The following is a 19,725-nucleotide window of genomic DNA, read 5'->3' as shown; positions in this document are numbered from 1 at the left end:
CGGGTAAAAACATCGCCCCCATCGAATTTCCATCCTGCGGGGCCGACCGCGGCGAACCTCGCCCGATCGATTCAAATGCTGAATCGATCAAGTCAGCAATTGGCATGAAAACGCAAGTTTCGACATGACAGAATGGCCCGGACGCCCTCGCATCGGCGTCCGGTGCCCGGCCTCCCGCCGGCGGCATCCACCCACATCACGCGCGCACCGACGCGCCTGCCGCACGACGGCACCTTCCGCCCTTCGGAGGAGACAAGTCATGAATCCGCTTCACGCGCTGCCGGCGTCCGCGTCGGCAACGGCCCGGCGCACCCGCGTGCGCTGGCTGGTGCTCGCCGTCCTGTTCGCGGTCACGACGATCAACTACGCGGATCGCGCGGCCATCGCGATCGCGGGCCCGAGCCTCGCCCGCGCGCTGCACCTGAGCCACGTGCAGATGGGCTTCATCTTTTCCGCGTTCGGCTGGTCGTACGTGGTCGCGCAACTGCCGGGCGGCTGGCTGCTCGACCGCTACGGATCGCGCATCGTCTACGCATTCAGCATCTTCTTCTGGTCGCTGTTCACGCTGCTGCAGGGCGGCATCGGCTTCTTCGGCGGCGCGGCCGCGTTCGCGCTGCTGTTCGGGCTGCGGTTCCTGGTCGGCGCGGCCGAGGCGCCGTCGTTCCCCGCCAACAGCCGGATCGTGTCCGCGTGGTTCCCGGCCGCCGAACGCGGCACCGCGTCGGCGATCTTCAACGCCGCGCAGTACGCGGCGACCGTCGTGTTCGCGCCGCTGATGGGCTGGCTCGTGCACGCGTTCGGCTGGCAGGCGGTGTTCGCGGTGATGGGCGTGCTCGGCTTCGCGTTCGTGCTGGTGTGGAACCGCACGATGTACGACCCGAAGGCCCACCCGAGCATCAACCGCGCGGAACTCGACTACCTCGCCGAAGGCGGTGCGCTCGTCAACATCGACCAGGCGACGGGCGGGCGCGACGGCGGCCCGTCGATGCGCCACGTGAAGGCGCTGCTGCGCAACCGGATGCTGGTCGGCGTATACGTCGCGCAGTACTGCATCAACGCGCTCACCTACTTCTTCATCACGTGGTTTCCCGTCTATCTCGTGCAGGCGCGCGGGATGTCGATCCTCAACGCGGGGCTCGTCGCGTCGATCCCGGCCGTGTGCGGGTTCCTCGGCGGGATTCTCGGCGGCGTCGTGTCCGATGCGCTGCTCAGGCAGGGCCGCTCGCTGTCGGTCGCGCGCAAGGTGCCGATCGTGATCGGCATGCTGCTGTCGATGTCGATGATCGTCTGCAACTACACCGATTCGCACGTGCTCGTCGTGCTGTTCATGGCGCTGTCGTTCTTCGGCAAGGGGCTCGGCGCGCTCGGCTGGGCCGTCAACGCCGACACCGCACCGCGCCAGATCGCCGGGCTGAGCGGCGCGCTGCTCAACACCTGCGGCAACCTTTCCAGCATCACGACGCCGATCGCGATCGGCTATATCGTCGACCGCAGCGGGTCGTTCAACGGCGCCCTCGTGTATGTCGTCGCGCACGCGCTCGTCGCCGTGATCTGCTACCTGTTCGTCGTCGGCGAGATCCGCCGCGTCGAGCTTCAATGAACCGCGCGGGCCGCGCCGGCGCGTCCGTCGGCCCGCGCGCCACCGGAACCAGGAGCGAACCGATGTCCGAACCCAGCCGTGCCGGCACCCCGCGCGTCACGCGCATGCAGGTGATTCCCGTCGCTGGCCGCGACAGCATGCTGCTCAACCTGTGCGGCGCGCACGCGCCGTACTTCACGCGCAACCTCGTGATCCTCGACGACAGCAGCGGGCATACGGGCGTCGGCGAAGTGCCGGGCGGCGAAGGCATCCGCCACGCGCTCGAGCGCATGACGGATCGCGTGGTCGGGCAGCCGATCGGGCGCTACCAGGCGACGCTCAACGCGGTGCGCGCGGCGCTGTCCGGCGCCGGCGCCGGGCGCACGATCCGCCACGAAGTGACGTCGGCCGGCGAGGCGGCCGTGCTGCGCCAGCCGCACGAGATCAACCTGCGGCTCGACAACGTGATCACCGCGATCGAGGCCGCGCTGCTCGACCTGCTCGGCCAGCATCTCGACGTGCCGGTCGCGGCGCTGCTCGGCGAAGGCCAGCAGCGCGACGCGGTGCCGATGCTCGCGTACCTGTTCTACATCGGCGACCGGCGCCGCACCGATCTGCCGTATCGCGACGAGGCGCATGCTTCGGATGCCTGGTTCCGGCTGCGCAACGAAGCGGCGCTCACGCCGGCCGCGATCGCGCGGCAGGCCGAAGCGGCGGTCGAGCGCTACGGTTTCGCCGATTTCAAGCTGAAGGGCGGCGTGATGGCCGGCGCGGACGAGATGGAAGCGATCGCGGCGATCAAGTCGCGCTTTCCCGACGCGCGCACGACGCTCGATCCGAACGGCGCGTGGTCGCTCGACGAGGCCGTCGCGCTGTGCCGCGGGCAAGGCCACCTGCTCGCGTACGCGGAAGATCCGTGCGGGCCGGAAGGCGGCTATTCGGGCCGCGAGGTGATGGCCGAATTCCGCCGCGCGACGGGGATCCCGACCGCGACCAACATGATCGCGACCGACTGGCGGCAGATGGATCATGCGGTGCGGCTGCAGGCGGTCGACATCCCGCTCGCCGATCCGCATTTCTGGACGATGCAGGGCTCGGTGCGGCTCGCGCAGCTGTGCCGCGACTGGGGGCTCACGTGGGGCTCGCACTCGAACAACCACTTCGACGTGTCGCTCGCGATGTTCACGCATGCGGCGGCGGCCGCGCCCGGCACGATCACCGCGATCGACACGCACTGGATCTGGCAGGAAGGCGACGCGCGGCTCACGCGCGAGCCGCTCGCGATCGTCGGCGGCAAGGTGGCCGTGCCGGAACGGCCGGGGCTCGGCATCGAGCTGGACATGGCACAGGTCGAGGCCGCGCATGCGCTGTACCGGCAGGTGGGCGGCACCGCGCGCGACGATGCGGTGGCGATGCGCTATCTGGTGCCGGGGTGGACGTACGATCCGAAGCGGCCGAGTTTCGGGCGCGGGTGACGGGGCGGTGTGCTGACGGGGGCGGTTGCCAAATACGGGAAACGGCCGCATCCTGCCGGCTGCCTGGATCGACCCGTGCGGCGGACGGTCGGGCGCTCCTCGTCCATTCGCAAAAAACGCTTTTCATGACGTCATCCGGTCCGACACCGCGGCAGATCATCGTCTTCGTGCTGTATTCGGCGCTATGCCTGCCCGCGAGCGTGACGGTCGCCGGCTATGTCGCGACCCGGATCACGCGGAACGTGTCGAATTTCGAAGGCGGTGCGGGCTACGCGGCGCTCGTGTGGGTCATCATTTTGACCTGCGCCCTCTACGGGCTGTCGATCGCCCTGTGCGTGCTGCTGCGGAGAAGAACCGCGGTGCTCGCGGCCATGACGATGGGGTTCGCCGTGCTGTCGGTGCCTGCGTTCAGGTTGGCCTGCCAGTTGGCGACCTAGCGCGTCGCGCCCATGGCTTGCGGAAAACAAAAAGGCCCGATCTTGCGATCGGGCCTTTCAAATTCCGTTGGTGGAGCGGAGGAGGATCGAACTCCCGACCTTCGCATTGCGAACGCGACGCTCTCCCAGCTGAGCTACCGCCCCAACAGTCGACCATCATACACACGCATTTCCACGCTTGGCAATAGGGGTTACGTCACGCGCGACGCGTTACTTTGACGGCGCGCCGGCCAGCACCCATTCGACCACCGACCGGACGTCGGCGTCGCTCATGCGCGGATGCGCGGGCATCGGAATCGCGCCCCACACGCCCGAGCCGCCGTCCTTCACCTTCTTCGACAGCTTCGCGACGGCCTGCGGATCGGACTTGTAGCGAGCGGCGATGTCCTTGAACGACGGGCCGACGAGCTTGCGGTCGACCGCGTGGCAGCCCATGCACGCGTTGCCGCGCGCCACTTTCAGGCCGTCGCCGACGTCCGCGTGAGCCGCGCCCAGCGTGCCGGCCACGAGCGCCATGGCCGCGCCACCGTGCACCATCCAGCGTTTCATCTGCTTCATCTGCATGCCCGTCATTGCGCCTTCGCCTTCGGATTGCCGGGATGCACGCTCGACGAATTCGAGATCGGCGCGGGCGGCTGCAGCGGCGTGGACTGCACCGACGCGTCGGGCACCGCGCCGACCGTCGCGCTGTCCGCCGGTGCGGCAGCCGCCTGCGCGCCGGATGCGCCGCTCGCGGGCGACGCGTCCTGCAGCGCCTGCGCGTCCTGCGGCTTCACGTACTGGAACACCTTCACGACCTTCTCGACGCCCGGCACCTGGCTCGCGGCTTCCGCGCCGCGATTGCCTTCGTCCACCGTCACGAGCCCCATCAGGTAAAGATTGCCGCGTTCGGCAACGACCTTGTAGTAGTTCGCCGAGATGCCCTTCGTCGCGATCAGCTCGGACTTCACGCGCCCTTCGAGGTACGAGTCGTTCGCGCGCGACGACAGCGACGACGCGGGCCCGACCGACAGTTCGTTGACGATGCCGTTCACGTTGTTGATGCCACGCACGATTTCCTCGGCGCGCTGCTTCGACGCATCGTTCGGCACCTCGCCCGTCAGCAGCACGCGGCGGTTGAACACCGTCACGTTCACGTGCGACTGGTCCGGCAGCCCGTTGTTGATCTGCGAGAGCGACTTGACCTGGATCTCGCGATCCTCCGTCTGCGCGCCGAGCGTACGGCGATCGGTCGCGATCAGCGCGCCGCCGCCGGCCGCTGCGCCCACGACCCCGAGCACACAGCCCTGCAGCGACACGGCGAGGCCCGCCGTCAGCGCGGCGAGCAGCGTGGTTCTGACGAGCGTCTGTTTGACGCGGCTTTGATTCATCGACGGCTCTCCTTCGTTCAATCCTCACCCAGCAGCATCGCGTCGATGCCGTCGCACAGGCAGTGGATGGTCAGCAGATGGACTTCGTGGATGCGCGCCGCGCGAACGGCGGGCACGCTGATCGGAATATCGGTGTCGGACAGCGCGGCCGCCACCGTGTGGTCGTTGCCGCCCGTCAACGCGACGACGGTCATCTCGCGCTCGTGCGCCTCGCCGATCGCCGCGAGCACGCGCGGCGATGCGCCGCCCGCATCGAGCACCAGCAGGATGTCGCCCGTCTGGCCCAGCACGCGCACCTGCTGCGCGAACAACTGCTCGGCGGCCGCCACGCCCGCGAGGCCGGCCTGCGACGCGTCGGTGGCCAGCGCGATCGCGGGCAGGCCCGGACGCTCGCGCTCGAAACCGCCGACGAGCGACGCGGCGAGGTACTGCGCGGCGGCGGCCGACGGGCCGTCGCCGCACGCGACGATCTTGTTGCCGTTCGCCAGTGCGGCGAACATCGCATCGACCGCGGCTGCGATCGGCAGCGACAGCGCGTCGGCCGCTTCGGCGTGAAGCGCGGCGCTGTCGCGAAATTGTTGCTGAATACGTTCGACTGACATCGATTCCTGGTGAACTGGGCGCGCGGCACAACTCGCGCGACATCGTGGGTGCGGCGAGTTTACCGTACTCCGGCGCCCTCTCCGGCGGTCCGGCAAGAACTCTTTACATCTCGTCACAGCTCGCGGCTACGCATCGTCGGTACGAAATGCATCGCGCAGCCACGCAAGCCGGCCGGCCTCGAATGCGACGACGTCGAAACGGCACGCGGCGCCGGCGCCGTGCCGCGACCAGAACTGCAGCGCGGCCGCGACCAGGCGCCGCCGCTTGCGCCAGCCGACACTCGCGGCCGCGCCGCCATGCCGGGTGCTGCGCCGAGCGCGCACCTCGACGAACACGAGCATGCCGTCGGGCTCGCGCATCACGAGATCGAGCTCGCCGCCGCGCATCGTCACATTGGCGGCGACGAACGCGAGACCATGACGCTCGAGAAACTGCCGCGCGCGCTGCTCGAACGCCGCGCCGACCGGTTTGGATCGCGCCGCGCCGGAAAAGTTGTCGCCCGAAGGCGGCCGGCCGCGCGCGCCATCCGGCCCGGCCGGCGCCGCGTGGCACAATGCCGTCCTTGTTCCGTTCGTGCCGCGATTGCGTGCATTGCCTGCCATGACCGCCCTCCTCGAACTCGCGCATACGCAGCACTACCCGGACGCCGCGCTCTACGTGGTCGCCACGCCGATCGGCAATACGGCCGACATCACGCTGCGCGCGCTGCACGTGCTCGGCCTCGCCGACCGCATCGCGGCCGAAGACACCCGCAACACGGGCCAGTTGCTCGCCCGCTACGGGATCTCGAAACCGCTCGTGGCCGTGCACGAGCACAACGAACGCGAAGCCGCGCAGCGCGTGATCGAACTGCTGCGTGGCGGCGAACGCGTGGCCTATGTGTCGGACGCCGGCACGCCGGGCATCTCCGACCCCGGCGCGCGGCTCGTCGACGCCGTGCGCGCCGCCGGCTTCGCCGTGGTTCCGCTGCCCGGCGCGAGCGCGGCCGTGACCGCGCTGAGCGTGGCCGGCGACTGGGCCGGCGCGTTCACGTTCGCGGGCTTCCTGCCGCCGAAGGCCAAGCAGCGCGCGACCGCGCTGCAGGCGCTGGCGTCGCACCCGTACGCGCTGGTGTTCTACGAAGCGCCGCACCGGATCGCCGAAACCGTCGCCGCGCTCGCCGACGCGTTCGGCCCCGCGCGCCGGCTGCTGATCGCGCGCGAGCTCACCAAGCTACACGAGCAGTTGTTTCAGGGCACCCTGGCCGAAGGACAGAGCTGGCTCGCCGGCGATGCGAACCGCCAGCGCGGCGAGTTCGTGCTGGTCGTCGAAGGCGCGCCGGCGGCAAGCGGCGAAGCGGACGACACCGCGCACGACGCGCTGCTCAGGCTGCTGCTGGACGAGGTGCCGGTGAAGAGCGCGGCCCGGCTCGCGGCCGCGCTGACGGGCGCATCGCGCAACACGCTGTATGCGCGTGCGCTGGTGCTGAAGGAAGGCAGGGAAGACTGACGCGCGCCGCCGCCGCACGCAAAGTACAAAGGGCTGCCGGAAGGCAGCCCTTTGTTCATGAGCGGTGGATGCGCCGGACGGGATCGCCGCGTTACTTCGCCGAGATCGACGCGAACATTTCGTCGCGCGCCTCGCGCGCTTCTTGCGGCGACAGCCCCTCGATCTTCACGCGGCCCGTGCCGGCGTGCACGAGGCCGATCACCTTGGCCGCCGCATACGACAGGTCGAGCACGCGGCCGCGCTTGAACGGCCCGCGATCGTTGACCTTCACGACGACCCACTTGCCGGTCGATGCGTTCGTCACCTTGATGTACGACGACAGCGGCAGCGTGCGGTGCGCGGCGGTGAACGCGTTCATGTTGAAGCGCTCGCCGTTCGCGGTGCGGCGGCCGTGGAAATCGCGCCCGTACCACGATGCGCGGCCGCTCTGGCGGAAATCGGATACATCCTTGCCGTCGATCGGTTCGGCGTCGGCCAGCGACGACTTCTTCGCGTCCTTGCTGTCGGCGGCCGGCATCGATGCCAGCGCGGAATCGAAATTGAGCGGCTGCTTGTCGTCGTCCGCCTTCGCGGCAGCGGCCGTCTTGTCGACCGCCCGCTTCGGGTTCACGCTGCCGGTGGTCTGGCTGGGTGGCACCGCACAGCCCGTCAGCGCAAAAAACAATGCAATGGTTCCGAATCGGCTCGGAAAACGTAAATTCATCGACGTGTCGCCTTCTGGTTCGGGCCGCATCGATACAACGCTGCTTCACAACGCGATGCGGCCCGGACGGCAAATGCGTGCACGCCCCGCTCGAATGCGAGCAGGCGGCTAGCATGGGCGCGGCGTTCGTCTGGGCCGCAACCGTCCTGATTAGTTTTCACGTCTGGCGCAACCTGTCCCCAACAGCCTGACCAGACCCCACATGCCGCCATCGAACATGGCTCCACGTTCGCGCGCGTCGATACGACCAACGCACAGGAACGGCGGCACAGGCCTCATCCGGCGGCGCGGCAGCAAGGCCGCAGGCGGGCGCGCAGCGCCCGGCCGGACAAGACGTGAGCACCGAATGTTCGGTGCTGGATACACCGCCGGACTCCCCGGCGGCCGATGCTTGACGGTGAATCGGATGCCTCGTTTAACGGGGCCGAAACACCAGCGAATGGCGTGAAATTCACGCGCAATGGGGCGCATTATACATAAATCAAAACCTTGTCTCGAAAAGGGTCCCCGGCGGACCATTGATTCTCGCTATGGCTGTAACAATCGGCATGCTCCGGGAATGCCCTGACGCGTGCACCTCGGGGCGCGTCGCACGCACGGCAGCCCGCGCGCGCGACCGGTACAATCGCTCCTTTTAGCCGCCGGTGCCTCCATGAAAGTCACGCTCATTCCGGTCACGCCGTTCCAGCAGAATTGCTCGCTGCTCGTCTGCGAGCAGACGGGCCGCGCCGCCGTCGTCGATCCGGGCGGCGATCTCGACCGGATCGAACAGGAAATCGCGCGGCAGAACGTGCAGGTCGACAAGGTGCTGCTCACGCACGGGCATATCGATCACTGCGCGGGCGCCAAGACGCTCGCGACGCGCTACGGCGTGCCGATCGAGGGGCCGCAGGAAGAAGAGCGCTTCTGGATCGAGAAGCTGCCGACGCAGAGCGAGCGCTTCGGCTTTCCGGCCGCCGACAGCTTCGAACCCGACCGGTGGCTGAACGACGGCGACACCGTGCAGTTTGGCGACGAAACGCTCGAGGTCTATCACTGCCCGGGCCACACGCCCGGCCACGTGGTGTTCTTCAGCCGCGCGCATCGCGTCGCGATCGTCGGCGACGTGCTGTTCGCGGGCTCGATCGGCCGGACCGATTTCCCGCGCGGCAATCACGAGGATCTCGTCCGTTCGATCAAGGAAAAGCTGTGGCCGCTCGGCGACGACGTCACGTTCGTGCCCGGCCACGGCCCCGTGTCGACGTTCGGCGACGAGCGCCGCACGAACCCGTTCGTGTCCGACAAGGTATTCGGATGAACCAGACCGCCATCCCGGAAATTTACGTCAGCACCGACGTCGAGGCCGACGGCCCGATTCCCGGCCCGCACTCGATGCTGAGCTTCGCGTCGGCCGCCTATACCGAGGACAAGCAGCTGATCGCGACGTTCTCGGCGAACCTCGAGACGCTGCCCGGCGCGCACGCGCACCCGGTGCAGGAAGCGTGGTGGAAGACCGAGCCGGAAGCCTGGGCCGCGTGCCGGCGCGATCTGCAGACGCCCGAGGCGGCGCTGGTCGCCTACGTCGAATGGGTCGAGGCGCTGCCCGGCAAGCCGGTGTTCGTCGCGATGCCGGCCGGCTTCGACTTCACGTTCATGTTCTGGTACATGATGCGCTTCGCGGGGCGCTGCCCGTTCTCGTGGTCGGCGCTCGACATCAAGACGCTCGCGTTCGCGATGACGGGCCTGCCGTACCGCAAGGCGATCAAGCCGCGCTTTCCGAAGCACTGGTTCGACGACCATCCGCACACGCACGTCGCGCTCGACGACGCGATCGAGCAAGGCGCGCTGTTCTGCAACATGCTCGCCGACCTGCGCCGGCAGCAGGCCGCGCTGGCGGGCCTCGCGGTGTCGGATACCGACCGGTCGGAAAGCGCGGGGGCGGGACAAAATCCCACGGATCCGCGAGCAAATTAGCGAATCTCGCTCAGCGACGCGTCGCCAGATTGCCTTTCCTTTCCCGGCCCTCTAACATTCAGCGTGTTGTAGCTGCCGCATGGAGGCGCAGGTGACGCTCGATTCCTTTTCGCAAAAAATCCTTCGCCTGTTGCAGCTCGACGCGCGCCGCTCCGTTCAGGAAATCTCCGACCAGGTCGGGCTGTCGAGCACGCCGTGCTGGCGCCGCATCAAGGACATGGAACAGTCGGGCGTGATCCAGCGCTACACGGCGCTGCTCGATCGCGAGAAGCTCGGCCTGCACGTCTGCGCGCTCGCGCACGTGCACCTGACGCGCCACAACGAGGGCGGCGTCGAGCAGTTCGAACGCGAGATCGCGACCTGCCCGGAAGTCACCGAGTGCTACAGCACGACCGGCGAAGCCGATTACATCCTCAAGATCGTCGCGCCGGACATCAAGGCCTACGACGTGTTCCTCCACGAGCGCATCTTCAAGATCCCGGCCGTGTCGCAGGTGCGCACGAGCGTCGTGCTGCGCGAAATCAAGTTCGACACGCAATTGCCGCTGTAACGCGCGGCCCTGCCGCTGCGGCGGGCCGCGTCCGCGGCCGCCGGCCGCCGGTCACGTCGGCGCGGGCAACGTGCGCGTGAAGCTGATCCGGCGCGCGCCGAACTCGCGCTTCAGCGTCTCGACGTCGAGCCGGCCGGCCAGCGCCGCGTCGGTGTCGCGCGGGTCGCTGTCGAGCGTCACGTCGACCTCGAGCCCCGTACTCAGGTAATGCAGGTTGATCGCCGCCGCACGCAGGCCCCGCTGCGCGAGCGCGGCCTCGAGCCGGGCCGCGAGCTCCCCGCGCGGCGGCAGCGCGAGCGCCGGGCGCCGCGCCGCGTCGTTCTCCGGGTCGACATGGATCAGCGCATCGAGCACGCGCGGGTCGGACAGCACGCGCGCACGCGCGGTCTCGGCGATGTAATGCCCTTCGGAGACGGAGATCTTCGGATCGACGAGGATGTGCGCATCGACGAGCGCGGCATCGCCCATCTTGCGCGTGCGCAGGTCGTGCACGTCGCGCACGCCGGGCGTCGCGACGAGCAGCGCGCGAATCTCGGCCGTGTCGGCCGTATCGAGCGCGCGGTCGGAAAGGTCCTGCAACGCGTCATAGCCGAACGTCCAGCCCATGCGCGCGACCATGAAGCCGACGATCGCCGCCGCGATGGGGTCGAGCAGCCGCACGCCGGCCAGACTGCCGACGATGCCGATCGCGACGACGAGCGACGACGCGGCATCCGAACGCGCATGCCATGCGTTCGCGACGAGCATCGCCGAGCGCACGCGCCGCGCTTCGCGCAGCATGTAGCGAAACAGCGCTTCCTTCGACACGAGCACCGTCAGCGCAACGATCAGCGCGGAAAAATGCACGGCCGGAATATTTTCGAGATTAACGAGGCGGTCGCCGGCGCGCCAGAGCATGCCGATACCGACCGCAATCAGGATCGCGCCGAGAAACAGCGACGCGACCGTCTCGTAGCGGCTATGGCCGTAATTGTGGTCGGCATCGGGCGACGCGCCGCTGTGCCGATTCGCAACCAGCACGACAAAATCCGAGATCAAATCGGAAATCGAATGCACGCCGTCGGCAATCAATGCCTGCGAATGCGCAATCACGCCGACGACGATCTGAAATGTCGCAAGTACGACATTCAGCACAATACTGACGAGCGTGCTCTTGCGCGCAACGGCGTGCTTATCTGCGCCCTGCGCGTCGCCGGAAAACGTGGACATGAAATATGAGATATCGGTGTGCGCATCGGTGTGCGATACGCAATTCTATCAAAGACGCGCCGCACGCCCTTCCAATACCCACAAATTTCCCATTTAAATCAATCGCTTATGCGAACGTGTCGCATTTTCATTCACACCGGATTCTTACATTTTCGTGACAGCGCCGACACGGGCCGCCGGCAGCCCGAAAACAAAAAAGCCGCGCTCCTCGACGGATACGCGGCTCTTTCGAAGAGCGGGCAACCTGAACGAACGTTTAAATCGCGAACTGGTCGCGGTTCTTGCCGGCGATCCAGCGCGGCGGCTTGCCACGGCCCGACCACGTCGCGCCCGTTTCCGGATCGCGGTACTTTGCCGCCACGCCAGCGCGCGGACGGCCGACCTTGCCGGCCTTCGCGCGGCTGAGACCGAGTTCGGCGAGCGAAAAGCCGTAGTCGGCAATTTTCTGCTTCACGTCATTCAGTACTTCAGCGTATTCACGCGACTTCGCTTCTTCGATTTGCTTCTCCAGCTTCTCCTGCTGGGCCAGCAGGTCCTTGTAAGAAGACATAGTTTCCCTTTCTATCTGACCAATGGCGCCGGTCTGCAGCCAGCTCACCATTCATGAAATATATGTGCCTCGGATTTTCGAAGGCAGAGATTAGCACAAAAAAGATTTGATAGAAGCGAGATTCATGAAAATCCTGAGATGCATTGTAATTCGCACATGTCATTTTGACCGGCCGCGGCCTTTTCTCAAATTTTCACGCTCCCGTACAGAGATTAGGACATTAGCGATTGGCTATTCGGTCTATCAACATACGCAATTACCCGCATTCGAAAAAATCAAAGCTTTCATCAGACGACAGTTTTGCGAAAACTACATGACGCCGTTCGCTAAACGGACAAATCCTGACCCGCGACGTCACGTCACATCCCGGGCGCAGGCAATCAGCCGATCGCGCAACGCCGCGGTGTCGGCCAGCGGCGCGTCGAACGGCGTACGCACGCGGCGGCCGTCGCATCGCCAGTCCGCGCCATGGCGATCGACGCCGAGCAGGTCGAGCCCGTCGCGGCGCGCGTCGCTCGTGTCGTAGGCATACCACAGCGCCTGTTCGTCGTCGAACGCGAGCGGCGGCAGCGTATCGAGACGCGTGCCGTCGACCCAGCCCATTCGCCCGAACCCGACGATATGGCGCAGCCGCTCGATCTCGAGCGCCCAGAACGCGAAATCGCCGAGCGCCAGATAGCGCTCGGCGTCCGGCTCGTAGCGCCGGTAGCGCGCGGTGACGTGCGGATCGTCGCCGAGCGGCACGAACCGGCCCAGCAGCGTCGCGCGCTCGGCGCCCAGGACATCGTCGCCGCCTGCATCGACGACGAGAAAGCCCGCACGCGGATCGGCGGCGAGATTGCGCGTGTGCTCGGCCAGGCCGCTCACCAGGATCACGGGCCGATGGCTTGCATCGGGCGCAAACGGGACGACCGTCGGATACGGGAAGCCCTGCGGTTCGCGCGTATGAGTAGCGAGCGTGCCGAACGCGCAACGGTGCAGCAGATGCAAGGTACGGGCGGGATCGATGTTCAAGGGGACTCCTGCGGTGAAAAAGCGGCGGCGGGGATGGTTTCGATGTTACCCGCGGGCGCCGCGCGCCGCGCATCGGCCGGATGGCCAATGCGCGATCGGGGACGCCGCCGCGGGATGGCGCGATCGCCCGCGCCTCGGCCGAACGGCCAGCGCCCGGCAGGATCGTAAGCGGTTCGATAGAATCGGACAAATCCGACCGGCGCCGCCCGCGCCCGCGCATTTCCCTGACGAGCCTTCCCGTGTCCGAATCCTCCTCCCCCGAATCGTCGTCTCCGTTCGCCGCGCCGCCCGACGCGCACCGCGTGCTGCCCTTGCCGGCCCGCCAGCGCGCGCGCACGGCGTCGATGACGCTGTTCTTCGTCGCCGGCATGATGTACGCGTCGTGGGGCGTGCACGTGCCGACCGTGCGCGACAAGTTCGCGCTGAGCCCCGGGCTGCTGTCGATCGCGCTGTTCGCGGTCGCCGGCGGGTCGATCGCCGCGATGCTGACCATCGCGCGCTGGATCGCGCGTGTCGGTTCGCGCACCGCGTGCCTCGCCGGCGGGCTCGTGATGGCCGCGTGCGCGGCGCTGATCCTCGTCGTGCCCGACTACTGGATGCTGATCGCGGTGCTCGCGCTGTTCGGCTTCTCGATGGCGACGCTCGACGTCGCGATGAATGCCGAGGCCAGCGCGGTCGAAATCGCGCTCGGCAAGCCGATCATGTCGTCGCTGCACGGGATGTTCAGCATCGGCGGGATGGCCGGCGCGGCGGCCGGCGGCGCGCTGCTGTCGGCCGGCATGGCGCCCGTCGCGCATCTCGCGCTCGCGGCGGCGGTGAGCGCCGCGGTGCTCGTGGCCGCGAGCCCGGCCGTGCTGCCTCACGTGCCGCATCACGAGCACGCGCACGGCGGCGGCAACCGCTGGCGCTCGCCTGCGTTGTGGATGCTCGGCGGCATCGCGCTGATCGCGCTGATCGCCGAAGGCGCGATGTACGACTGGGCGACGGTCTACATGCGCGACGTCGTCGCGGCGAGCCCGGCGCTCGCCAGCGCCGCGTACGCGGCGTTCTCGGGTGGGATGGCCATCGCGCGCTTCGCGGGCGACGCCGTGCGCGCACGCTTCGGCGCGCCGCAGCTCGTGTTCGCGAGCGCGTCGCTCGCCTGCGCGGGGATGATCGGCGCGCTGCTGCTGCCGTATCCGGCCGCGGTGCTCACCGGCTTCACGCTGATGGGCCTCGGGCTGGCCAACATGATGCCCGTGCTGTTCGCGGCCGCCGCGCGCGTGAAGGGCATCCACGCGGCCGAAGGGCTCGCGCACGTGGCCGGGCTCGCGTATTTCGGTCTGCTGTTCGGTCCGGTCGTGATCGGCGCGGTCGCGCAGGCCGCGAACCTGACGGTCGGCCTGTCGGTCGTCGCGCTGTGCGCGGCGCTCGTCGCACTCGTCGCGCCGAGGGTGCTCGCGCACCTGAAGATCTGACGGCCCGCCGGCGCCCGCCGGCCCCAAAAGAAAACGCGCATGCGTTGCCGCATGCGCGTTTTCACCCCTTCTGTCGGCCGCTTGCCGCGTTACATCTTCACTTCGTCGAGCAGCGACTTCTTGCCGCTCTTGTAGTTGTACAGCGAGATCACGCCGTGCTGCAGGTCGCCCTTCGAATCGAACGTCGTCGTGCCGATCACGCCCGTGTACTTCGTCGCCGGCATCGCCGCGAGGATCTTCGCCGGGTCCGTCGAGTTCGCGCGCTTCATCGCGTCGGCGATGATGTACACGGCGTCATACGTGAACGGTGCGTAGATCTGGATCGGCTGGCCGAAACGCTTCTCGTACTTCGCCTTGAACGCCGCGCCGCCCGGCATCTTCTCGAGCGAGGCACCGGCTTCCGAGCACACGATGTTGTCGGTCGCGTCGCCGGCCAGGTCGGCCAGCTTCTCCGTGCACACGCCGTCGCCCGCGAAGATCTTCGCGCGCAGGCCGAGCTGCTTCGCCTGTTTCGCGAACGGGCCGCCGGTGGCGTCCATGCCGCCGTACATGATCGCGTCCGGGTTTTCGCCCTTGATCTTGGTCAGAATCGCGCGGAAGTCGACCGCCTTGTCGTTGGTCGCGTCATGCGACATCACCTTCAGGCCGAGCGCCTTCGCCTTCTTCTCGAACTCGTTCGCGAGGCCTTGGCCGTACGCGGTCGAATCGTCGACCACCGCCACGCTCTTGATGCCCTTCGAGTGCGCGTAGTTCGCCAGTGCCGGGCCCTGCTGCGCATCGGTCGCGACCACGCGGTACGTGGTCTTGAAGCCCTGCTGCGTGTACGCCGGGTTGGTCGCCGACGGCGAGATCTGCACGATGCCCGCGTCGCTGTAGATCTTCGACGCCGGGATCGACGTGCCGGAGTTCAGGTGGCCGACCACCGCGACGACCTTGTCGTCGACGAGCTTCTGCGCAACCTGCGTCGCCTGCCGCGGGTCGGCGGCGTCGTCCTGCGGGTCGAGTTGCAGCGTGATCTTCTGGCCGCCGATCGTGAGACCCTTCGCGTTGAGTTCCTCGACGGCGAGACGCGCGCCGTTTTCGTTGTCCTTGCCCAGGTGTGCAATGCCGCCCGTCAACGGCGCGACGTGGCCGATCTTGACGACTTGATCGGCGGACGCGTTGCTTGCAGCTGCAGCACACAGCATCGCCGCTGCGGTGATCGGCAACAGCTTTTGCATCTTGATATTCATGTAAGTCTCCAGTTCGGTCCCAATAAACGCCATCGCCCGGTGCCCCGCTGCCATCCCTGTGTTTGCAATCACTGGACGATTCGCCGGTTGCATCCTTCATGCACTTGGCCTCAAGCACGTGAAAACAGCCGCTTTTAGCAGCCGCCCGCCCGTACTTGCGCGCAAGTGTAGGTGATCAAATTAATTTGTGGGACTTTTTTGGGGTAGTGGTAACACTACCGATATCGGCGCTTTGGAGAAATGACTCGAATATCGCTGCAGGCCCCGCCGGATAAGGGTTTCCGCTAATTCACGGCGATCCGTCGAAAGGTCGTTTCAGCCCATTCCCGGAGGCATTTCGATTCGGTATTTTGTGACTTGGATCATTGAATGAAACGCGCGTGACACCACGCGCGTTTCGTCGCCCGATGACATGAATGGTTCAAGCGGCCGAAGCAGTGTTCAGGCAGCCGATGCGCGCCATTCGGCGTCGAGCGCGGCGATCAGTTGCGCCGTCGTCAGCGCATCGCCGCGCCGCCGCGCGAGCGGCGCGCCCTGGCCGGCCCACAGCGACAGATAGTCGCCGTCGTTCGCGCGCGCGGCGGCCTGGCGCAGCGGCTGGGTCAGCGCGTTCTGCACCGGATACGGCGCGGCGTCGGCCTCGTGCTCGCCGAGCCGCGCCATCAGCGTGTTGCGCAGCCCGCGTGCATGACGGCCGGTGATCGCGCGCGTGACCTGCGTCGACGTATCGGCGCTCGCGAGCAGGCGCGCCTTCCAGTCGGCTGCGATCGCGCTTTCCGCGCACGTGAGAAACGCGGTGCCGAGCTGGGCGCCCTGCGCGCCGAGCGCGAGCGCGGCCGCGATGCCGCGGCCGCCCATGATGCCGCCCGCGGCGAGCACCGGCAGGCCCGTCGCGTCGACGAGCTGCGGGACGAGCGCGAGCGTGCCGATCAGCGCGTCGGCGGCCGAACCGATGAAGGTGCCGCGATGGCCGCCCGCCTCGGCGCCCTGCGCGGACAGCGCGTCGGCGCCGGCCGCCCGCCACGCGAGCCCCTCGGCGACGTGCGTCGCGGTGCCGATCACATAGGTGCCGGCGGCTTTCAGGCGCGCGACGTCGGCCGCGTCGAGCACGCCGAACGTGAAGCTCGCGACCGGCACGCGCAGCGCGACGAGCGCATCGAGCTGCGCGCGGAAATCGGGCGCGTAGCGCGCAGGCGCCGTGCCCGGCGGCAGGCCGAGCGCGGCGTTCAGCGGGTCGATCGCCGCGAGTGCGCGCGAGACGGTCGCCGCGTCCGGCGCGACTTCATCGGGCAAGACGAACAGGTTGATCGCGAACGGGCGATCGGTCGCCGCGCGGATCGCGGCGACTTCCGTCCCGATGCGCTCCGGTGCGAGCGCGCCGGCGCCGAGGCTGCCGAGCGCACCGGCATTCGATGCGGCGGCGACCATCGCGGTCGTGGTCGCGCCGACCATCGGCGCCTGCACGAGCGGCAGACGCAGGCCGAAGCGTTCGGAAAAGGGCGTGGAAAACGAGCGGGCAGACATGGCGAATCCTTCGATGACGGTGCGCGAAAGCGCTTTGTAAAGGCCGGCACATCGACTTTATCGAAGCGGCGCGGCGCCGAAAAATGAATAATCGAGATCGAAACGATCGCTGCGCGAGAAGCGCCCGCGTGCGCTGCAGCAGCGGGCGATTGGTGGCACACTAGGGCGTGTTCACGCCCTAGGCCGCCTCTTATCACTCCGGGGCGCTTCCCGCACCCCGCACGCCAGGAGTTCAGAACGTGACTGCCCAATGGATCGACATCCCGACCGGTAACGACAGCTTCGGCGGCTATCTCGCACTGCCCAAGCGCGGCAAGGGGCCTGCCGTCATCATCATCCAGGAGATCTTCGGCGTGAACGCGCACATCCGTGCGGTCGCCGACCAGTATGCGGCCGACGGCTTCGTCGCGCTCGCGCCCGACGTGTTCTGGCGCACGCAGCCGCGCGTCGAGCTGACCTACGAGGGCGCGGATCGCGACAAGGGCATCGAGCTGCTGAAGAAAACCGACGTGGGTCTCGCGGTCGCGGACATCGTCGCGGCGGCCGACACGTTGCGCGCCCGTCCCGAAGTGGCCGGCAAGCTCGCCGCGATCGGCTACTGCTTCGGCGGCCAGCTCGCGTATCGCGCGGCCGCGACCGGCAAGCTCGACGCGGCGGTGTCCTATTACGGCGGCGGCATCCAGAACGCACTCGACCTCGCCGGCCAGATCACGCAGCCGATCCTGTTCCACTACGCGGAAAACGACCACGGCATTCCGCTCGACGCCGTCGACCAGGTGAAGGCCGCATTCGCCGGCCGCGGCCACGCGTCGTTCCACGTGTACCCGGGCGCCGAGCACGGCTTCAACTGCACGGATCGCGCATCGTACAACCAACGTGCCGCGGCGCTCGCGCACGGTCGCACGCTGACGTTCCTCGCCGAGCATCTTTAAAAAGGCACGGCCGCGGGCCCGCACGCCGGGCCCGCGTTATGCTCGCACCATCGCCATGAATCACACGGGGGTGACCGCGATGCACTCGGACTATCTCGCGCATGACGCAATCGGCCTCGCCGCGCTCGTGCGCGACCGCCAGGCCAGCCCGCGCGAACTGCTCGACGCCGCGATCGGCCAGGCCGAAGCGGTCAACGGCGCGATCAACGCGATCGTGCTGCACGACTACGAAGCCGCGCGCGCGCGTGCGGCGGCCACGCCCGCACCCGGCGCCGATACGCCGTTCGCGGGCGTGCCGTATCTCGTCAAGGATCTCGGCGCGGCGGTCGCCGGGCTGCCGCTGTCGATGGGCAGCCGGCACTACCGGTACTTCGTGCCGGCCGACGATTCGCCGGTGATCGCGCGCAGCCGCGCGGCGGGCCTGAACATATTCGGCAAGACCAACACGTCCGAGATCGGCCAGATGCCGTACACGGAACCGGCGCTGTTCGGCGCGTGCCGCAACCCGTGGGACCTCGACCATACGCCCGGCGGCTCGAGCGGCGGCGCGGCGGCGGCCGTCGCGGCCGGCATCGTGCCGCTCGCGCATGCGTCCGACGGCGGCGGCTCGATCCGCATTCCGGCGTCGTGCTGCGGGCTGTTCGGCCTGAAGCCGAGCCGCAATCCGGTGCTCGTCGACCTGCCGTCGAACGGCGAACTCGTCGTCCAGCACGCGGTGTCGCGCAGCGTGCGCGACAGTGCGCTGCTGCTCGACGTGACGACCGGCCAGACGCGGCCGCCCGGCGCGCCCGGCACCTTCCTCGGCGCGCTCGATACGCCGCCCGGCCCGCTGCGGATCGGCCTCGTCGTCGATCCGATGCTCGCGCCGGCGCTCGCGGCCGACACGCGCGCGGCGCTCGACGACGCGGCCGCGCTGCTCGAATCGCTCGGCCACCACGTCGAGCCGGCGACGCTGCCGATCGACTACGCGCGCGCGGCCGAAACCTTCCTCACGCTGTGGGCGACGATCGCCGAGGACATGGTGCTCGGCGCGCGCGAACTGACGGGCCGCGCGCCGCGGCGCGGCGAATTCGAGGCCGCGACGTGGGCGATGGCCGTGGTCGGCCGCCGCCTCGCGCGCACGCGCCTGGCGGACGTGCTCGAATGGCAGCGCCAGCTCACCGTGCAGGTCGCGGGCCTCGTGTCGCGCTACGACGCGATCCTGTGCGCGTCGCTCGCGGGGCCGCCGGTGAAGATCGGCGAACTGCAGCCGACGCCGTTCGAATCCGCGCAGATGAAGCTCGTCGCCGCGCTGCCGGTGAAGCCGCTGCTGAAGGAAATGCTCGCGAAGTCGTCGGAGAAGGCGTTCGCGTGGGCCGGCTGCACCGAGCTGTTCAACCTGACCGGCCAGCCGGCGATGTCGGTGCCGCTGTACTGGAACGCGCGCGGGCTGCCGATCGGCGTGCAGTTCGCCGCGCGCCACGCCGACGACGCGTTGCTGCTCCGGCTCGCGCGGCAGCTCGAACAGGCGCGGCCGTGGTTCGACCGCCGCCCGCCGCTGATGCAGGCGCAGCGCTGACGCGCGCGCGTTTGCGCCGCGCGTCGTACTTCTCGATGAACCATGAAAAAGCCCCGCCGGCGCAAACCGGCGGGGCTTTCACGCATGCAAC

The 19,725-nt window shown here is 68.2% G+C and carries 20 protein-coding genes and 1 tRNA gene; 10 read left to right on the top strand and 11 right to left on the bottom strand.

Translation table 11 applies throughout. From position 1 onward, the window contains the following. Nucleotides 1-259 precede the first annotated feature (259 nt). The 3 genes from LGN10_RS28115 (at nucleotide 260) to LGN10_RS28105 (ending at nucleotide 3,491) form a co-directional block, all read left to right on the top strand. Nucleotides 260-1,600, top strand: a complete 1,341-nt coding sequence (locus tag LGN10_RS28115; protein ID WP_060310185.1) for an MFS transporter — start codon at nucleotides 260-262, stop codon at nucleotides 1,598-1,600. A 62-nt stretch (nucleotides 1,601-1,662) separates the two neighbouring features. Then, the gene (locus tag LGN10_RS28110; protein WP_226225736.1) at nucleotides 1,663-3,054 is read left to right on the top strand and encodes an enolase C-terminal domain-like protein; all 1,392 of its coding nucleotides are present in this window, start codon (nucleotides 1,663-1,665) and stop codon (nucleotides 3,052-3,054) included. 125 nt (nucleotides 3,055-3,179) lie between these two features. Beyond that, nucleotides 3,180-3,491 (top strand): hypothetical protein, encoded by a 312-nt coding sequence (locus LGN10_RS28105; RefSeq protein ID WP_060008786.1) that lies wholly within the window; start codon nucleotides 3,180-3,182, stop codon nucleotides 3,489-3,491. Between the two features lie 68 nt (nucleotides 3,492-3,559). On the opposite strand, the gene LGN10_RS28100 is transcribed toward LGN10_RS28105, so the two are convergent. The 5 genes from LGN10_RS28100 to LGN10_RS28080 form a co-directional block, all read right to left on the bottom strand. Next, nucleotides 3,560-3,635, bottom strand: a tRNA-Ala gene (locus tag LGN10_RS28100). A gap of 66 nt (nucleotides 3,636-3,701) precedes the next feature. Continuing rightward, complete coding sequence (locus LGN10_RS28095) at nucleotides 3,702-4,064, bottom strand: c-type cytochrome (RefSeq protein ID WP_059578167.1); 363 nt, start codon at nucleotides 4,062-4,064, stop codon at nucleotides 3,702-3,704. After that, the gene (locus LGN10_RS28090) at nucleotides 4,061-4,861 is read right to left on the bottom strand and encodes a BON domain-containing protein (protein ID WP_059578262.1); all 801 of its coding nucleotides are present in this window, start codon (nucleotides 4,859-4,861) and stop codon (nucleotides 4,061-4,063) included. Before LGN10_RS28090 ends, LGN10_RS28095 begins: the two co-directional genes overlap by 4 nt. Before the next feature lie 17 nt (nucleotides 4,862-4,878). Then, nucleotides 4,879-5,463 (bottom strand): SIS domain-containing protein, encoded by a 585-nt coding sequence (locus LGN10_RS28085; RefSeq protein WP_060310187.1) that lies wholly within the window; start codon nucleotides 5,461-5,463, stop codon nucleotides 4,879-4,881. A 126-nt stretch (nucleotides 5,464-5,589) separates the two neighbouring features. Then, nucleotides 5,590-6,018: a YraN family protein gene (locus tag LGN10_RS28080; protein ID WP_226225758.1), complete on the bottom strand. Its 429-nt coding sequence runs from the start codon at nucleotides 6,016-6,018 to the stop codon at nucleotides 5,590-5,592. 46 nt (nucleotides 6,019-6,064) lie between these two features. Between LGN10_RS28080 and rsmI the strand changes: the two genes are divergently transcribed. After that, a complete protein-coding gene (rsmI, locus tag LGN10_RS28075) occupies nucleotides 6,065-6,952 on the top strand; it encodes a 16S rRNA (cytidine(1402)-2'-O)-methyltransferase (protein WP_226225734.1) in 888 nt (295 codons plus the stop codon). Between the two features lie 91 nt (nucleotides 6,953-7,043). Here rsmI and LGN10_RS28070 read toward each other — a convergent pair whose 3' ends face one another. After that, nucleotides 7,044-7,655, bottom strand: a complete 612-nt coding sequence (locus tag LGN10_RS28070) for a septal ring lytic transglycosylase RlpA family protein (RefSeq protein ID WP_059578260.1) — start codon at nucleotides 7,653-7,655, stop codon at nucleotides 7,044-7,046. Nucleotides 7,656-8,307: 652 nt separating this feature from the next. On the opposite strand from LGN10_RS28070, the gene LGN10_RS28065 reads away from it, so the two are divergent. The 3 genes from LGN10_RS28065 (at nucleotide 8,308) to LGN10_RS28055 (ending at nucleotide 10,158) form a co-directional block, all read left to right on the top strand. Beyond that, nucleotides 8,308-8,952, top strand: a complete 645-nt coding sequence (locus tag LGN10_RS28065; protein WP_059578155.1) for an MBL fold metallo-hydrolase — start codon at nucleotides 8,308-8,310, stop codon at nucleotides 8,950-8,952. Further along, the gene (locus tag LGN10_RS28060; RefSeq protein WP_006483674.1) at nucleotides 8,949-9,608 is read left to right on the top strand and encodes an exonuclease; all 660 of its coding nucleotides are present in this window, start codon (nucleotides 8,949-8,951) and stop codon (nucleotides 9,606-9,608) included. Before LGN10_RS28065 ends, LGN10_RS28060 begins: the two co-directional genes overlap by 4 nt. A 79-nt stretch (nucleotides 9,609-9,687) precedes the next feature. Next, on the top strand, nucleotides 9,688-10,158 hold the full coding sequence (locus LGN10_RS28055; protein ID WP_006477376.1) for an Lrp/AsnC family transcriptional regulator: 471 nt from the start codon (nucleotides 9,688-9,690) through the stop codon (nucleotides 10,156-10,158). Nucleotides 10,159-10,209: 51 nt separating this feature from the next. Here the strand turns inward: LGN10_RS28055 and LGN10_RS28050 are convergent, their stop codons facing one another. From LGN10_RS28050 to LGN10_RS28040, 3 genes are all read right to left on the bottom strand, one after another. Continuing rightward, on the bottom strand, nucleotides 10,210-11,367 hold the full coding sequence (locus LGN10_RS28050) for a cation diffusion facilitator family transporter (RefSeq protein WP_059578152.1): 1,158 nt from the start codon (nucleotides 11,365-11,367) through the stop codon (nucleotides 10,210-10,212). 256 nt (nucleotides 11,368-11,623) lie between these two features. Further along, nucleotides 11,624-11,917, bottom strand: coding sequence for an H-NS family nucleoid-associated regulatory protein (locus LGN10_RS28045; protein WP_226225757.1), 294 nt, complete (start codon nucleotides 11,915-11,917; stop codon nucleotides 11,624-11,626). 354 nt (nucleotides 11,918-12,271) lie between these two features. After that, nucleotides 12,272-12,931 carry a HugZ family protein gene (locus LGN10_RS28040; RefSeq protein ID WP_226225732.1) on the bottom strand — a complete coding sequence of 220 codons (660 nt, stop codon included), beginning with the start codon at nucleotides 12,929-12,931 and terminating at the stop codon, nucleotides 12,272-12,274. Between the two features lie 239 nt (nucleotides 12,932-13,170). Between LGN10_RS28040 and LGN10_RS28035 the strand changes: the two genes are divergently transcribed. Next, nucleotides 13,171-14,388 carry an MFS transporter gene (locus LGN10_RS28035; RefSeq protein ID WP_226225730.1) on the top strand — a complete coding sequence of 406 codons (1,218 nt, stop codon included), beginning with the start codon at nucleotides 13,171-13,173 and terminating at the stop codon, nucleotides 14,386-14,388. An 89-nt stretch (nucleotides 14,389-14,477) separates the two neighbouring features. Here the strand turns inward: LGN10_RS28035 and LGN10_RS28030 are convergent, their stop codons facing one another. Both LGN10_RS28030 and LGN10_RS28025 read right to left on the bottom strand, forming a co-directional pair. Further along, a complete protein-coding gene (locus LGN10_RS28030; protein WP_059578145.1) occupies nucleotides 14,478-15,620 on the bottom strand; it encodes a branched-chain amino acid ABC transporter substrate-binding protein in 1,143 nt (380 codons plus the stop codon). A gap of 441 nt (nucleotides 15,621-16,061) precedes the next feature. Then, complete coding sequence (locus tag LGN10_RS28025) at nucleotides 16,062-17,144, bottom strand: NAD(P)H-dependent flavin oxidoreductase (protein WP_226225729.1); 1,083 nt, start codon at nucleotides 17,142-17,144, stop codon at nucleotides 16,062-16,064. Between the two features lie 239 nt (nucleotides 17,145-17,383). Between LGN10_RS28025 and LGN10_RS28020 the strand changes: the two genes are divergently transcribed. Together LGN10_RS28020 and LGN10_RS28015 are read left to right on the top strand one after the other, a co-directional pair. Then, nucleotides 17,384-18,076: a dienelactone hydrolase family protein gene (locus LGN10_RS28020; protein WP_226225727.1), complete on the top strand. Its 693-nt coding sequence runs from the start codon at nucleotides 17,384-17,386 to the stop codon at nucleotides 18,074-18,076. Nucleotides 18,077-18,155: 79 nt separating this feature from the next. Further along, nucleotides 18,156-19,634: an amidase gene (locus tag LGN10_RS28015; protein ID WP_226225756.1), complete on the top strand. Its 1,479-nt coding sequence runs from the start codon at nucleotides 18,156-18,158 to the stop codon at nucleotides 19,632-19,634. Nucleotides 19,635-19,725 lie beyond the last annotated feature (91 nt).

It is taken from the genome of Burkholderia sp. AU32262 (assembly GCF_020419985.1).
Taxonomy (GTDB): domain Bacteria; phylum Pseudomonadota; class Gammaproteobacteria; order Burkholderiales; family Burkholderiaceae; genus Burkholderia; species Burkholderia semiarida.
Note: the sequence above shows the minus strand (reverse complement) of the source record. Positions and strands in the feature narration are given on the sequence as shown.